14 protein-coding genes are annotated in these 13,857 nt (G+C 72.6%); 3 read left to right on the top strand and 11 right to left on the bottom strand.

Features of this window, described 5'->3' with window-relative positions; genetic code table 11:
* Window positions 1-4: 4 nt before the first annotated feature.
* On the bottom strand, window positions 5-769 hold the full coding sequence (locus tag ACIBEJ_RS03165) for an SDR family NAD(P)-dependent oxidoreductase (RefSeq protein ID WP_397180918.1): 765 nt from the start codon (window positions 767-769) through the stop codon (window positions 5-7).
* A gap of 154 nt (window positions 770-923) precedes the next feature.
* Here ACIBEJ_RS03165 and ACIBEJ_RS03160 point away from each other — a divergent pair, with 154 nt between their 5' ends.
* Window positions 924-1,325, top strand: a complete 402-nt coding sequence (locus tag ACIBEJ_RS03160) for a peptidase inhibitor family I36 protein (protein ID WP_397180917.1) — start codon at window positions 924-926, stop codon at window positions 1,323-1,325.
* A gap of 36 nt (window positions 1,326-1,361) precedes the next feature.
* Here the strand turns inward: ACIBEJ_RS03160 and ACIBEJ_RS03155 are convergent, their stop codons facing one another.
* The 8 genes from ACIBEJ_RS03155 to ACIBEJ_RS03120 are packed head-to-tail and all read right to left on the bottom strand — an operon-like array spanning window position 1,362 to window position 9,990.
* A complete protein-coding gene (locus tag ACIBEJ_RS03155) occupies window positions 1,362-2,786 on the bottom strand; it encodes an aldehyde dehydrogenase family protein (protein WP_397180916.1) in 1,425 nt (474 codons plus the stop codon).
* Window positions 2,783-3,796, bottom strand: a complete 1,014-nt coding sequence (locus ACIBEJ_RS03150) for a P1 family peptidase (RefSeq protein WP_397180915.1) — start codon at window positions 3,794-3,796, stop codon at window positions 2,783-2,785. The genes ACIBEJ_RS03155 and ACIBEJ_RS03150 overlap by 4 nt, the downstream gene beginning before the upstream one ends.
* Window positions 3,793-4,971 (bottom strand): M20 family metallopeptidase, encoded by a 1,179-nt coding sequence (locus tag ACIBEJ_RS03145; protein WP_397180914.1) that lies wholly within the window; start codon window positions 4,969-4,971, stop codon window positions 3,793-3,795. Before ACIBEJ_RS03145 ends, ACIBEJ_RS03150 begins: the two co-directional genes overlap by 4 nt.
* A complete protein-coding gene (locus ACIBEJ_RS03140) occupies window positions 4,968-5,762 on the bottom strand; it encodes an ATP-binding cassette domain-containing protein (protein WP_397180913.1) in 795 nt (264 codons plus the stop codon). Before ACIBEJ_RS03140 ends, ACIBEJ_RS03145 begins: the two co-directional genes overlap by 4 nt.
* The gene (locus tag ACIBEJ_RS03135) at window positions 5,731-6,663 is read right to left on the bottom strand and encodes an ABC transporter ATP-binding protein (RefSeq protein WP_397180912.1); all 933 of its coding nucleotides are present in this window, start codon (window positions 6,661-6,663) and stop codon (window positions 5,731-5,733) included. Before ACIBEJ_RS03135 ends, ACIBEJ_RS03140 begins: the two co-directional genes overlap by 32 nt.
* Entirely contained in the window at window positions 6,660-7,556 is an 897-nt protein-coding gene (locus tag ACIBEJ_RS03130) for an ABC transporter permease (RefSeq protein WP_397180911.1), read from the bottom strand. The genes ACIBEJ_RS03135 and ACIBEJ_RS03130 overlap by 4 nt, the downstream gene beginning before the upstream one ends.
* Window positions 7,553-8,500 carry an ABC transporter permease gene (locus ACIBEJ_RS03125; RefSeq protein ID WP_397180910.1) on the bottom strand — a complete coding sequence of 316 codons (948 nt, stop codon included), beginning with the start codon at window positions 8,498-8,500 and terminating at the stop codon, window positions 7,553-7,555. Before ACIBEJ_RS03125 ends, ACIBEJ_RS03130 begins: the two co-directional genes overlap by 4 nt.
* The gene (locus ACIBEJ_RS03120) at window positions 8,497-9,990 is read right to left on the bottom strand and encodes an ABC transporter substrate-binding protein (protein ID WP_397180909.1); all 1,494 of its coding nucleotides are present in this window, start codon (window positions 9,988-9,990) and stop codon (window positions 8,497-8,499) included. The genes ACIBEJ_RS03125 and ACIBEJ_RS03120 overlap by 4 nt, the downstream gene beginning before the upstream one ends.
* A gap of 90 nt (window positions 9,991-10,080) precedes the next feature.
* On the opposite strand from ACIBEJ_RS03120, the gene ACIBEJ_RS03115 reads away from it, so the two are divergent.
* Window positions 10,081-10,833 (top strand): FadR/GntR family transcriptional regulator, encoded by a 753-nt coding sequence (locus ACIBEJ_RS03115; RefSeq protein ID WP_397180908.1) that lies wholly within the window; start codon window positions 10,081-10,083, stop codon window positions 10,831-10,833.
* Window positions 10,834-11,031: 198 nt separating this feature from the next.
* On the opposite strand, the gene ACIBEJ_RS03110 is transcribed toward ACIBEJ_RS03115, so the two are convergent.
* Window positions 11,032-12,177: an epoxide hydrolase family protein gene (locus ACIBEJ_RS03110; RefSeq protein ID WP_397180907.1), complete on the bottom strand. Its 1,146-nt coding sequence runs from the start codon at window positions 12,175-12,177 to the stop codon at window positions 11,032-11,034.
* 80 nt (window positions 12,178-12,257) lie between these two features.
* Between ACIBEJ_RS03110 and ACIBEJ_RS03105 the strand changes: the two genes are divergently transcribed.
* Complete coding sequence (locus ACIBEJ_RS03105) at window positions 12,258-13,211, top strand: adenylate/guanylate cyclase domain-containing protein (protein ID WP_397180906.1); 954 nt, start codon at window positions 12,258-12,260, stop codon at window positions 13,209-13,211.
* Between the two features lie 71 nt (window positions 13,212-13,282).
* Here ACIBEJ_RS03105 and ACIBEJ_RS03100 read toward each other — a convergent pair whose 3' ends face one another.
* Window positions 13,283-13,780: an SAM-dependent methyltransferase gene (locus ACIBEJ_RS03100; RefSeq protein WP_397180905.1), complete on the bottom strand. Its 498-nt coding sequence runs from the start codon at window positions 13,778-13,780 to the stop codon at window positions 13,283-13,285.
* Window positions 13,781-13,857 lie beyond the last annotated feature (77 nt).

Raw genomic sequence — 13,857 nt, 5'->3', positions numbered from 1 at the left:
CAGGTCAGTTGGGCGGGTCGAAGCGGCCGTCCACGGCGGTCCAGCCGCCGTCCACGTACAGGACGGAGCCGGTGACGAAGCTGGCGGCGTCACCGGCCAGGTAGACGACGGCGCCGGCCATCTCCTCCGGGCGGGCCCACCGGCCCAGGGCGGACTTGGCGGCGTAGGCGGCGTACCAGTCGGGATTGTCCTTGATCTGGCGGGTCAGCGGGGTCTCGACCACGCCGGGCGCGACCGCGTTGACCCGAACCCCCGAGGGCCCGAACTCGGCCGCCGCGGTGCGCAGGAGCTGGACGAGCCCGGCCTTCGTCGCCGAATACACACCCTGGCCCGGCTCGGTCACCGCGGCGCGGATGGAGGCGAAGCCGATGATCGAGCCGCGCCCGCGCTCCACCATGCCCGCGCCGAAGGCCCGCACGATCTCGAAGGAGGCGCGCAGGTTGAGGTCCACCACGCGGGAGAACTCCTCGCCGGAGTAGTCGAGCAGGCGCTTGCGCACGTTGGTGGCGGCGGTGAAGACGAGCACGTCGGCGGGCGCCTGCGCGGCCAGCTCGCGCACGGCCCCGGCGTCGAGGACGTCCACCCGGTACGCGCTCGCGCCGCACCGCCCGGCCGTCTCCGTGGCGGCGTCCAGGTCACGGTCCGCGCAGACCACCTCGGCGCCCTGGGCGGCCAGGGCCAGCGCCGACTCCCGGCCGATGCCGCTGCCGGCGCCGATCACGACCGCCCGCCGCCCGTCCAGGCGGAACAACCCCTCGTAGCTCGTCATGTTCAGCACTCTAGTGACTGGTCCGACCAGTGCACCAGGTAACCACGTTCGGCCAGGACAGGAAATCCTTACCGGACCTTCCACAAGCAAGATCGCAGCCGGTAAGGTGCAAGAAAATTTCAGAAGTGGAGGGACAGTGGGCAAGAAGTTTCACTTGTTGGCGCTCCCGATCGCGGCCGTGGCCATGGCCGCCCTGACCAGCACCCCCGCCCAGGCGGCCGACGGCTATGACCGCTGCCGCGACGGCTACTACTGCATGTTCTCCGGCCTCGACGGCACCGGCGACATCATCGAGATCCAGGGCGACACCCCCAACCTCGCCGCCCTCGGCATGGGCAGCAGGGGCAAGTCCGACTGGAATCGCACCGACTCGTGGATCCACCTCTACTCCGAAGCCGACTACGGCGGCTGCTCCGCGGTCACCAGCCCCCGGGACAAGGGGAACTTCTTCATCACCTTCCGCGACTTCTTCAACTCCGTCAGGTTCGACGGACCCAACGGGCCCTCCTGCTTCACCACGCTGTCGCGCGGCGGTCCCGCCGACTCCCACGGCTGAGGAAAACCGTGCGGGCCGGGACCCGGCCCGCACGTCTCAGGGGCGGATGATCGCCATCCTGGTGACGGTGAACTCCTCGATCGCGAAGCGCGGGCCCTCCCGGCCGATGCCGGAGTCCTTGACGCCGCCGTAGGGCATGTTGTCGGCCCGGAACCCGGGCACCTCGTTGACCACGACGCCGCCCGCCTCGATGCGGTCGATCGCGGCGAACGCCGTGGCCAGGGAGGTGGTGAAGACGGAGGCGTGCAGGCCGTACCGGGATCGGTTGACGGTGGCGAAGGCGGCGTCCAGGTCCGCGACGGCGCGTACGCACACGACCGGCCCGAAGATCTCCTCCTCCCAGGCGGCCACGCCGTCCGGGACGCCGGCCAGCAGCGTCGGGACGATCTCCCTGCCCTCGCGCCGCCCGCCGGTCACCACCCGGGCGCCCGCGTCCACGGCGGCCGCCACCCACTCCAGCACGCGCGCCGTCGACCGCTCGTCGACGAGCGGCGCCACGCGGGTCTCCGGCTCGCGGGGATCGCCCGTGACCACGCTCTTCATGCGCGCGGCGAGCAGCGGCAGGAATTGTTCCTCGACCGCCTTCTCGACGAGCACGCGCTGCACGGAGATGCACGCCTGCCCGGAGGCGTAGTAGCCGCCGCGCACCACCGCGTCGGCCGCGGCCGCCAAATCGGCGTCGGCGGCGACCACCAGGGCGGCGTTGGAGCCGAGTTCGAGCACGACCTTGGTCGGGGCGGCGTTGCGGGCGATGGCGTGCCCGGCCGAGGCCGAGCCGGTGAAGGAGACCGCGCCGATCCTGCGGTCCTCGACGAGCGTACGGCCGACCTCGACGTCACCCGTGACGAGCTGGACGGCGGCCGGAGGCAGCGCGCCGGTCTCCCGCAGCAGGTGGACGAGCCAGAGCGTGGCCAGCGGCGTGGCCGGCGCCGGTTTGACGATCACCGGGCAGCCCGCCGCGACCGCCGGTGCGATCTTGTGCGCGGCCAGCAGCAGCGGATAGTTGAAGCCGGTGATGCCGACGACGACGCCGATCGGCCGCCGGGTCCAGAAGCCCGTCAGCCCCTCGCCGGAGGGCAGCAGGTCCAGCGGGACGGTCTCGCCGTGCAGCCTGGCGACCTCCTCGGCCGCGGTGGCCAGCGTGACGATCGTCCGCGCCACCTCGACCCGGCAGTCGACCAGCGGCTTGCCGGTCTCCAGGACGAGCAGCCGCTCGAACTCCGCGCGCCGCGCCACCAGCGCGTCGTGCGCCCCCGTCAGCGCGGTACGGCGGGCGTGCGAGGGCACCCGCGCCATGACGGGCGCCACGGCCAGCGCCTCCTCCACCGCGCGCGCGGCCAGCTCGGGGGTGCCCAGCGGCGCGGCGGCCACCACGCTGCCGTCGTAGGGGAAGACGATCTCGGTGGTGTCCCGGACGGGCGCCCAGCCCTCCCCCACCGGCAGTCCGCTCGGCCAGTTCACGGAAGTTCCTCCTGCGGGAGTCGGGCGCTGGGAAAGACGTCGAGGTAGGCCGGGGCCTCCGGACGGCCGGCGGCGGCCAGCACGGCGTGGGCCACGGCGCGGCTGAAGACGTCGGCCCCCGCGGCCAGCACGTCCTGCAGCTCCTCGCTCGACGGCCCCGGGCCGGTGGCGGTGGACAGGCCGAAGATGGTGTCGCCGTCGACCATGGTGTGGGCCGGGCGGATCGCGCGGGCCAGCCCGTCGTGGGCCACCCCGGCGAGCTTGCCGCACTGCGCCTTCGACAGCGCGGTGTCGGTGGCCACGACGCCGATGGTGGTGTTGAAGCTGGTGACCTTCTCCGGCCGCCAGGCGTCGGCCTCCCGCGCGGACGGCGGCCCGAGCCGGCCGAACTCGCCGGGCAGCCCGTAGCGGGCGCCGGCCAGCAGGCCGCCGGCCGGGTCGAGGACCGATCCCGCGGCGTTCACCACGGCCAGGGCGGCCACGGTGACGCCGGAGGCGAGGACGGCGCTGGCGGTGCCCACGCCTCCGGCCAGGCCGCCGGCCACCGCGCCGGTGCCCGCGCCGATGGAGCCGCTGCGCGCCTCCCGCGCCGAGGCCGCGTCGTAGGCGGCGGCGCCCAGCTCGGCGGCGGGGGTGGCGCGGAAGCTGCCGCCCCTGCCCAGGTCGTAGATGACGGCGGAGGGGACGATCGGCACGACGCCGCCCTCCACCGGGAAGCCGGTGCCCGCGTCGGCCAGGCGGTCCATGACGCCGCAGGCGGCGCTGAGGCCGTACGCGCTGCCGCCGGTCAGGACGACGGCGTGGACCCGCTCGACCAGGTTGCGCGGGTCGAGCAGCTCGGTCTCGCGGGTGCCGGGAGCCGCGCCGCGTACGTCCACTCCGGCCACCGCGCCCTCGCCGGGCGGCAGGATCACGGTGGTCCCGGTGCGGTAGCCGCCGCCGACCCGCTGCGCGTGCCCGACCCGGATGCCCGGCACGTCGGTGAGCGCGTTGAGCCGGCCCGCCCTCACGCGTGCTCCCGGGTGAGGAAGCGGCGGGCGGCCTCGGCGAACACGCGGGCGCACTGGACGATCTCCGCCACCTCGACGTACTCGTCGGCCTGGTGGGCGATCCACTTGCCGCCGGGGCCGTACACGACGGAGGGGACGCCGCCCCAGTGGGTCAGGACGGTGCCGTCGGTGGAGCCGGGCACGCCGCCGTAGACCGGCTCCCGCCCGGTGACGGCGCGGTGGGCCGCGGCCAGCGCGGCCACGACCGGGTCGTCGGCGGGGACCTCGACGGCGGGCCGGTCCACCAGGACGGAGACCTGCGCGGCGATCCCGGTGAACGCGGCCAGCTCGCCGACCCGGGCGGTGATCTCGGCGTGCGACATGCCGGGCAGGGTGCGGACGTCCACGAAGACCGAGGCGGCCACCGGGATGACGTTGACCTGCTCCTCGGTGCCCGCGCGGGCCACGGTGGGCGTGACGTACACCTCGCCCAGGTGCTCGTGCCCGGGGAAGCGCTTCTGCAGTTCCTCCTGGTAGGCGCCGAGCGCGACGATGAGCGCGCCGGCGGCCGGGATCGGGTTGCGGCCGTGCTGCGGCATCGCGCCGTGCGCCATCTTGCCGGTGAAGTCGGCCCGCAGGCGCAGCGCGCCCTTGGCCACGGCGCAGATCTCGCCCGCCTCGGGCTCGGCCACGATCGCCCCGTCCACGTCGGCGGCCAGCCCCGAGTCCACGAAGTGGTGGGCGCCGAGCATCAGCCCCTCCTCGTCGGCCAGCGCGCACACCTTGACCCGGCCAGGGAACGGTCCAGCCAGTTGCAGCGCGCGTACCGCGTAGAGGGTGGCGGCCAGGCCGGACTTCATGTCGGCGCTGCCGCGCCCCCACAGCCGGCCGTCGCGGATCTCCCCGCCGAACGGGTCGACGGTCCACTCCGACAGGTCGCCCTCGGTCACCACGTCCGTGTGGCCCTCGAACATCAGCGTGGGCCCGGGCAGGCCGCCCTCGACCACCGCGACCACGTTGGGACGGCCGGGCGCCGCCTCGGAGATCAGCGGCTCCCAGCCCCACGAGCGCATCTTCTGCGCGACGAGTTCGGCGGCGGGCAGCTCGTTGCGCCCGCGCGCCGGGTCGTTGGTGCTGGGCACGCGGACCAGCGCCTGGGTGAACTCCACCACGCCCGCGGCGTCGATCTCGATCACAGAAGTCCCTCCAAAGTGGGTACGGCCCGCAGCAACGTGCGCGTGTAGGGGTGCCGGGGTTCGGCCCAGACCTCGTCCACGGCCCCGCTCTCCACGATCTCCCCCTCGCTCATGACCGCGACGCTCTCGCAGACGTGCCGGACCACGGACAGGTCGTGGGAGACGAAGACCAGCGTGAGGCCGTGGGCGTCGACGAGGTCGGCGAGCAGGTTGAGGATCTGGCCGCGGACCGAGACGTCGAGGGCGCTGACCGCCTCGTCGGCCACCAGCACCTTCGGGGCGGGCGCGAGCGCGCGGGCGATGGCGATGCGCTGGCGCTGGCCGCCGGAGAACTGGTGCGGGTAACGCTCGGCGGCCGAGGCGGGCAGCCCGACCTCCTCCAGCAGCTCCGCGACGCGGGTGCCGACCGGCAGGCCCTGCGCGACCAGCGGCTCGGCGACGATGTCGCGCACCCGCATGCGCGGGTCGAGCGAGCTCATCGGGTCCTGGAAGACGATCTGCAGGTCGTTGCGCAGGAAGCGCAGGTCGCGGCGGCCCACGATCTCCTGCCCGGCGAACCTGATCGAGCCGCTGGTCGGCCGGTCGAGCCCGCACAGCAGCCGCAGCAGCGTCGACTTGCCGGATCCCGACTCGCCGACGATCCCGTAGCGCTCGCCGCGGGCCACGCTGAGCGAGACGCCCTTCAGCGCGTGCACGGCCGCGCCGGGCCTGGTGAGCGAGGTCCGCGGGCGGCGGTAGACGCGGGTGAGGTCGCGGGCCTCAATCACCGGGGTGCCAGCAGGCATAGCCATGGGCCTCTCCTGTCAACGCCGGTTCTGTCTCGCACTGGGGGCTGGCGAAGGGGCAGCGGTTGCGGAAGACGCAGCCGTCGGGGAACGCTCCGGCCGGCGGCACGCTGCCCTTGATCGTGGGCAGCCGGGTGCCGCGCGGGGTCAGGCGGGAGGCGGCCAGCAGGCCCTCGGTGTAGCGGTGACGGGGGCGGGTGAAGACCTCGCGCATCGGGCCGGACTCGACGACGCGCCCGCCGTACATGACCAGGACGCGCTCGCACATCGCCGCCACCACCGCCAGGTCGTGGGTGATGAACAGCAGCGCGGGCGCCACCTCGGCGATCAGCTCCAGCATCTGCTTCTGGACCGTCACGTCCAGGGCGGTGGTCGGCTCGTCGCAGATGAGCAGATCGGGCTCGTTGGCGAGGGCGATGGCCAGCATGACGCGCTGGCGCTGGCCGCCGGAGAGCTGGTGGGGGTAGGCGCGGGCGATCTGGGCGGGGTGCGGGAGCCGTACCCGGTCCAGGAGGTCGAGCGTGCGGGCGCGGGCGGCCGCGCGGTCGCGGCCGTGCAGCGTCATCACCTCCGCCACCTGCGCGCCGACCCTCATGAGCGGGTTGAGCGCGGTCATCGGCTCCTGGAAGACCATCGACACGGTACGGCCACGCAGCCCCTTGAGCCGCTTCTCGGGCACGCCGAGCAGCCGGTGCTCCCCCAGGACGGCCTGGCCGGAGGCGGTGACGCCCTCGGGGAGCAGTCCCATGAGCGACAGCGCGGTGAGCGACTTGCCCGAGCCCGACTCGCCGATGAGCCCGACGCGTTCGCCCGGCGCGATGCCGAACGAGACCTCGCGCACGAGTTCGAGGTCCCCGGCCCGGACGGAGAGCCCGTCAACCCTGAGCAGTGTCACTGGGTCGCTCACCGCTCCTCACTCACTCCGCGGAGTCCCTCCTTCGTCGGGCCTCCACTCCGCTCGCTGCGTCGGGTTCGCTCCCTGACCCTCCTCAGCTTGGGGTCGAGGTAGTCGCGCAGGCCGTCGCCGAGGAGGTTGAAGCCGAGGACGGCCAGCGCGATCGCCAGGCCGGGCCACAGGGCCAGGCGGGGCGTGGAGAAGAGGAGTTCCTGCGACTCCTGCAGCATGCGCCCCCACGACGGGGTCGGCGGGCGGGTGCCGAACCCGAGGAAGGACAGCGCCGCCTCGGCCAGGATCGCGATGGCGAACGACACCGACGCCTGCACGATGAGCATGGAGGCGATGTTCGGCAGCACGTGCCGCCCGGCGATCGCCAGCCCGCCGCGCCCGGCCGCGCGCGCCGCCAGGATGTAGTCGGTGACCATGACCTGCATGGTCGCCGCGCGGGCGACGCGGGCGAAGGCGGGCACGGTGGCCACGCCGATGGCGATCATCGCGGTGAGCGTGCCGGCCCCGTAGACGGCGCCGAGCATGACCGCGAGCAACAGCGCGGGGAAGGCGAAGACGAGGTCGTTGACCCGCATGACCAGCTCCGACAGCCAGCCGTGCGGGGTCATCCCGGCGACCAGGCCGAGCGGGGTGCCGATCAGCGCGGCGATGCCGACGGCCACGATGCCGACGTAAAGGGTGGTGCGGGCGCCGACCATGAGCTGGCTGAAGGTGTCGCGGCCGAACTTGTCGGCGCCGAGCGGGTAGCCGCCGCCGGGTTCCTGGAGCTTCCTGGCCGCGTCGACCAGGGTCGGGTCGTGCGGCGTCCAGACGAACGAGGCGAGCGCGGCCACCACCACGAGGGCGACCAGCGCGCCGCCGGCGACGAGCCCGGCGTTCATCCTGCCCCTCATCGCGCACCTCGCAGCCGGGGGTCGAGCGCGGCGTAGGCCACGTCGACGACGAAGTTGACCAGCAGCACCGCGACCACGAGGACCATGACCACGCCCTGCACGAGCAGCAGGTCGCGGCCGGCGACGCCGTTCAGGAGCAGGTCGCCGAGGCCGGGGATCACGAAGACGCGCTCGACGACCACGGCGCCGATGAGCAGCGTCGCCAACTGGAGTCCGAGCACGGTGACGACGGGGATGGCGGCGTTGCGCAGGCCGTGCCGCCACAGGGCGCCCATCCGGCCGCGGCCCTTGGCGCGGGCGGTGCGCAGGTAGTCCTCGCGCATGACGTCGAGCACCGCCGAGCGGACGTAGCGGGTCAGGACGGCGCCCTGCACCAGGCCGAGCGACAGCCATGGCAGCAGCAGGCTCAGCAGCCACTGGGCCGGGTCCTCCGCCGGCGGCACGTAGCCGCCCGAGGGCAGGGCCTGTGCCTGCACCGCGAAGACGAACACGAGCAGGATGCCGGCCAGGAACGCCGGGATGGCGATGCCGACCTGGCTGACGGCGCTGATCGCGGCACCGAGCGGGTTGCGGTGGTGGACGGCGGCGAAGGCGCCGGCCGGGATCGCCACCAGCAGCGCGATGACCATGCCGCCGGTCACGAGCACCGCGGTGACCGCCAGCCGTTCGCCGATCTGCGGGCCAATGGGCGAACTGGTCACGTAGGAGGTGCCGAAGTCGCCGGTGACCAGGCCGCCGAACCAGTCGAGGAACTGGGTGACGGGCGGGCGGTCGGTGCCGTACTGCCTGCGCAGCTCGGCGACGGCCTCCGGGGTCGCGTTCACGCCGAGCGCGATCTCCGCCGGGTCGCCGGGCAGCAACGCCATGAAGGCGAAGACGGCCACACCGGCGACGGCGGTGCTCGCCAGGAGCACCGCCAGCCGCTTGACCAGGTAGACGATCACTGCTTGGCGAGTCCGGTGAAGTCGAAGGACTCGGCGATGGCGTTCTTCGGCAGGCCGGTGACGTCCTTCTTCGCGACGATGAGGTTCGGGAAGAGGAAGAGCCAGTCGGCGGCGGCGTCGTCGGACAGCAGCTTGGCCGCCTGCCGGAGCTTGTCGGTCTGCTCCTGCTCGGTGCCTTTGTCGGCGTCGGCGAGGAGCTTGCCGAACTCGGGGTTGTCGTAACGGAAGTAGTACGACTTATCCGCAAATATGCCTATGTCGCGGGGTTCGACGTGGTTGATGATGGACAGGTCGTAGTCCCCCTGCTTGAACACCACGTCCAGCCAGCGGGCGGGGAACTCCAGCGGCTCGATGTCGGCGGTGATGCCCACCTGCGCGAGCTGCGACTTGACCACCTGGGCGCCGGCCACGGCGTAGGGCAGGTTCGGGATGCGCATCTTGACGTTGTACGTCTTGCCGCCGAGCAACTGCTTGGCCTTGTTCACGTCGTGGGGGTAGTCACCGGTGCGGTCCTCGTACCACGGGTCCGTGGGCGGGACCATGCTGCCGATGAGCTCGCCCCGTCCCGCCCAGGCGGTGTCCAGGAGCGCCTTGTGGTCGATGGCGTGGCGTACGGCCTGCCGTACCTTCTTGTCGTTGAACGGCGGGCGGCCGTTGTTGAGGGAGAGCACCACCTCCCCGTTGGTGGTGCCCTCGACCGTCTGGAAGCGGTTGGGGTCGGAGAACTGCTCCAGCGACTCGGGGGCCTGGACGCTGGAGATGACGTCGATGCCGCCGGTCAGCAGGGCGTTGTTCATGGCCGTGGCGTCCTTGAAGTACTTCAGCGTGACGCCGGCGATGGCGGGCTTCGTGCCCCAGTACTTGCCGTTGGCGGTGAGCTGGATGGAGTCGCCGCGCTTCCAGCCGCCGAGCTGGTAGGGGCCGGTGCCGACGGGCTTGTTGGCCAGGTCGGCGACGCCGGTCCTGCTGAACATGGCGCCGAGGCGGGTGGCCATCGCGTACAGGAAGCCGTTGCTCGGCTGCTTGAGCGTGACGACGGCGGTGGTGTCGCCCTGCTTCTCGACCTTGTCGATGACGTCGAGCTGGGCCTTGATCTTCAGCTTCCAGTCCGACTTCACGCGGTCGAGCGAGAAGACGACGTCGTCGGCGGTGAAGGGGGCGCCGCTGGTGAACGTGACACCCTTGCGCAGGGTGAAGGTGTAGGTCTTGCGGTCCTCGGAGATCTCCCACTTCTCCGCCAGGAGCGGGACGATCTTGCCCTCCTGGTCCAGCTTGACCAGGCCCTCGTAGACGTTGACCAGCAGGGCCTGCGGGATCGCGGCGCCCTCGGTCGCGGTGAAGTCGAGGTTGGCCGGCTCGGCCACGAACCCGACCGACAGCGACTCCGCCTTCGACGCCCCGCCCGGCTGCGCGCCGCCGCCCCCGCCACCGCCGCACGCCGTGGCCAGCAGGAGACCGCCGGCGGCGATCATGGTCCCGATTCGCCTCATGTTCAACAGCCTCCTGGCTAGTGCACTGGTCGGACCAGTAGGCTACGCACACTGCCAGTCCTCAACTGCTCGGGTCAAGGGGGCTCTTCCATGGACGGACCGCGGTTTGAACCGGTGCGCACCGTCCGCGCGTACGAGCGCATCGTCGAGCAGATCGAGGAGGCCGTCGAGAGCGGCGCGCTCGCCCCCGGCGGGCGGCTGCCCAGCGAGCGGGAGCTGATGGCGCAGTTCTCCGTCAGCCGCTCGACCGTGCGCGAGGCGCTGCGCGTGCTGCAGGCCCGCGGACTGGTCCGATCCCGGCCGGGCGACCCGAACGGGGCCGAGGTGCTGCCGTTCACGCCGGCCGCGCTGCACAAGTCGATGACGACGCTGGCGCGGGTGGACCAGTTGTCGCTGGGCGAGCTGGTCGGCTTCCGCATGACGCTCGACTCGGCGGCCAACCTGCTGGCGGCGCGGCTGCGTACCGAGGGGCAACTCGCGGAGATGGACGCGGCGATCACCGCGATGCGCGCCGCGGCCGAGACCGGGTACGACGCGTTCAGCGCGGCGGACGTCGCCTTCCACGACGCGGTGGCCAGGGCCAGCGGCAACAAGCTGATCCAGATCTGCACCGACGTGGTGCGCTCCATCGTCCTCAACCTGGTCGCCGAGAAGATCGCCGCCGCGCCGGACCAGGACGGGCTGATGCGGCAGAGCATCCGCCACCACGAGGAGGTATTGGCGGCGGTACGAGCGGGCGACGGCCCCCTCGCCGCCCGCCTGTCCCGCCAGACCATGTACGACTACTACGTGGGCTACGTCCCCACCCCCGAACAGGCCGCCCTCCGCGCCCTCCTCGACTGACCCCGACCAGGACGTCGGGTTCCAGGCGTGCCGCGGTCTCGGCGGCGCGCCGCCTTGCCCAGGGCGCCACCCCTTGGCCAGAGCGGTGATCGACACGCGCCGCTCACCCGAGCCGCGGTGGCACGGGCGCACCACCTCGACCGGCCTCGCCCCGCAGCACAGGCGGGGCGCCATCGCGCGAGACCACGGAGGGGCGTGCTACCGGGTGGCGGTCCGCCCCTGGCCGAGGTTGGTGAAGAACTTCTGGATGTCGGTCACCAGGGGGTCAGGGGCGGCCATCGCGAGCATGTGGCTCGGGTGGTCGTTGTCGGCCCAGTGGGCGATGTCGTTGCCCCGCTCGGCGATCCGGCGGAACGCCTCCGGTCCGCCGTGGGAGACGCCCGTCGGCACCACGTTCTGGTCGATGGGCATGCCCGCCGCCCCCTCGTAATAGGTCCAGGACGACGATCCGCCCGTTCCGGTCAGCCAGTACAGGCTCGCGTTGGTCAGCAGCAGGTCGCGGTCGATGGGCTCGGCGGGCGCGGACCCTTCCGGCCAGCCGTCGAACTCCTTGAACCGCTCCACCAGGTACGCGAGCTGGGCGACCGGCGAGTCGGCCCAGCCGTAGCTGAGCGTCTGGGGCCGGGCGGCGAGGTAGGGGGCGTAGCCGCTGCCTCCGGTGCCGGACAGCATGCCCGCCACGTGCTCGATCATCGCCCTGTCCTCGGGCGACAGGCCGTCGAGCTCGGCCGGGTCGCCCGTGGGCATGCCGACCCCGCCGGTGATGTGCACGCCCACCACGTGCTCGGGCGCGATCGCCGCGAGCTGCGGGGAGACCAGCGCCCCGGCGTCGTTGCCGTGCGCGCCGTAACGCTCGTAGCCGAGCCTGCTCATCAGCTCCGCCCACGTACGGGCCACGCGCTCGACGCTCCAGGGCCGCTCGTCGGCGGGCTCGGGGAACGGCGAGAACCCGAACCCGGGCAGCGACGGCGCGACCACGTGGAACCTCTCCGACAGCGGCCCGAGGACGTTCATGAACTCGGCGACCGAGTTCGGCCAGCTATGGGTGATGATCAGCGGCAGCGCGTCCGGAGCGGACGAGCGCACGTGGAAGAAGTGCACCGTCTGCCCGTCGATCTCGGTGGTGTACTGCGGGAAGCTGTTCAGCCTCGCCTCGTGGGCCCGCCAGTCGTAGCCGTCCGTCCAGTACGCCACCAAATCCCTGAGGTAGGCCACCGGCACACCCCTGCTCCACTCGGCCCCGGGCAGCCGGGCTGGCCACCGGGTGTTCGTCAGGCGGGAGCGCAGATCGTCCAGGTCGGACTGCGGGACGTCGATGCGGAACGGGCGGATGTTCGTTTCCATGCGAGCCACGTTACGAGCTATTACGGAAAGGTTCGTTCCTCAATCGACGGGAGGTCTGGGGCGGGTGTTAGGTTGCAGCCGTGACGAGCGAGGACGGGCTGACGGAGGCGTTCCTCCGCGAGCACCGTCGGTACACCAGCCACCAGGTCGCCGAGATGGCCGGGGTGCCGGTCTACCGCGCGCGCAGGTTCTGGCGCGCGCTCGGCTTCGCCAACGTCGCCGACGACGCGGTGGAGTTCACCGACTCCGACGTCGAGGCCCTGCGCACGCTGCTCGGCATGGTGAGCAGGGGCCTGTACGACGAGGGCCACGTGCTGCTCATGGCCCGTTCGCTGGGCCGGGCGACCGCGCGGCTGGCCGAGTCGCAGGCCGAGCTGGGCGCCGAGGCGCTCGACCAGGCGGGCGTGCCGCTCGCCGACCGGCCGCGGGCGTGGACGCGCCGGGCCAGGCGGGTGGTGCCCGATCTGGAGAAGCTGCTGGTCTACGCGTGGCGGCGGCAGCTCGCCGCCGCGGCCGGCCGGATGGCCGAGCAGGAGAAGACCGCGGTACGGCTGGCCGTCGGCTTCGCCGACCTGGTCGGGTTCACCAGGCTGAGCAGGCAGATCTCCGAGATCGAGCTGGCCGCGCTGGTGGACGAGTTCGAGGGCAGGTCGGCCGACGTGGTCACCTCGACCGGCGGCCGGGTGATCAAGACGCTGGGCGACTCGGTGCTGTTCGTCTCGGGCAAGGCGCACGACGCGACGGAGATCGCGCTGCGGCTGCTGACCACGCACGCCAAGGTGCGCGGCATGCCGGAGCTGCGCGTGGGCCTGGCGGTGGGGCCGGTGATCGGCCGCATGGGCGACGTGTTCGGCACCACGGTCAACCTCGCCAGCAGGCTGACCGCCCTGGCGCACCCCGGGACGATCCTGGTCGACCCGGACATGGCCGAGGAACTGACCGGCGACCGCGCGTTCCGCCTGGTCCCGGTCGACCGGCTCACGGTCCGCGGGCTCGGCGAACTGGTGCCGTTCACGGTCAAACGAGCCCTCTGACCGCCCACGAGCGAGAGCACAGACGGGCGTTCAACCGCGAGAGGCCGAGCGGACGCCGTGACCGTGAGAGGTCAGGCGGGTGCCGTGACCTCGCCCTTGACGCACAGCAGGTTGCCCTCGCGCAGCGTCGTGACGTGGAAGCCGCCTTCGGCGAGCGCGCCGCCCACCTTCGCCGCCAGCTCGTCCGCGCGCCCCGGCGGCTCGTAGAAGACGTGGAGCGCGCCGGACCCGGTGAGGGCGGCGCGGATGAGGCCGAGCTCCGCGGCGGGAGACCGGGTCCAGAAGAGGTTGACGTTCACGGCGAACACCTTGTCGTACCCGCCGTCGCCGATGCCGTCCTCCAGCGCCCCGAGGCGGAAGTCGGCGAGCCCCGCGTCGAGGTGGCGCCGGTTGCGCACCCGGGCCGCCTTGATCGCGCTCTCGGAGCGGTCGAGCCCGGTCAGCCGCCCGCCCCGGTCGCAGACCAGCTCGGCGGCCACGCCGCGCCCGCACCCGATCTCGAGGAAGCGCTCACCCGGGCGCACGCCCAGGACGTCCACCGCCCATGCCAGCCGTGCCGGAATCGCCATGGCTGACATCCTGCCCCAGGGCAACCGGGCCCGTCCTTCGATGCGTCAGTACGGTCGACTGGCGACAACCGAGAGGC

The organism is Nonomuraea sp. NPDC050790 (genome assembly GCF_044456745.1).
GTDB lineage: Bacteria > Actinomycetota > Actinomycetes > Streptosporangiales > Streptosporangiaceae > Nonomuraea.
Note: the sequence above shows the minus strand (reverse complement) of the source record. Positions and strands in the feature narration are given on the sequence as shown.

What these genes read in the sequence shown, in the direction of transcription:
- ACIBEJ_RS03165 (WP_397180918.1), bottom strand. Translation starts at nt 769, where the DNA reads ATGACGAGCTACGAGGGGTTGTTCCGCCTGGACGGGCGGCGGGCGGTC.
- ACIBEJ_RS03140 (WP_397180913.1), bottom strand. Translation starts at nt 5,762, where the DNA reads ATGGCTATGCCTGCTGGCACCCCGGTGATTGAGGCCCGCGACCTCACC.
- ACIBEJ_RS03130 (WP_397180911.1), bottom strand. Translation starts at nt 7,556, where the DNA reads ATGAGGGGCAGGATGAACGCCGGGCTCGTCGCCGGCGGCGCGCTGGTC.
- ACIBEJ_RS03120 (WP_397180909.1), bottom strand. Translation starts at nt 9,990, where the DNA reads ATGAGGCGAATCGGGACCATGATCGCCGCCGGCGGTCTCCTGCTGGCC.
- ACIBEJ_RS03115 (WP_397180908.1), top strand. Translation starts at nt 10,081, where the DNA reads ATGGACGGACCGCGGTTTGAACCGGTGCGCACCGTCCGCGCGTACGAG.
- ACIBEJ_RS03110 (WP_397180907.1), bottom strand. Translation starts at nt 12,177, where the DNA reads ATGGAAACGAACATCCGCCCGTTCCGCATCGACGTCCCGCAGTCCGAC.
- ACIBEJ_RS03100 (WP_397180905.1), bottom strand. Translation starts at nt 13,780, where the DNA reads ATGGCGATTCCGGCACGGCTGGCATGGGCGGTGGACGTCCTGGGCGTG.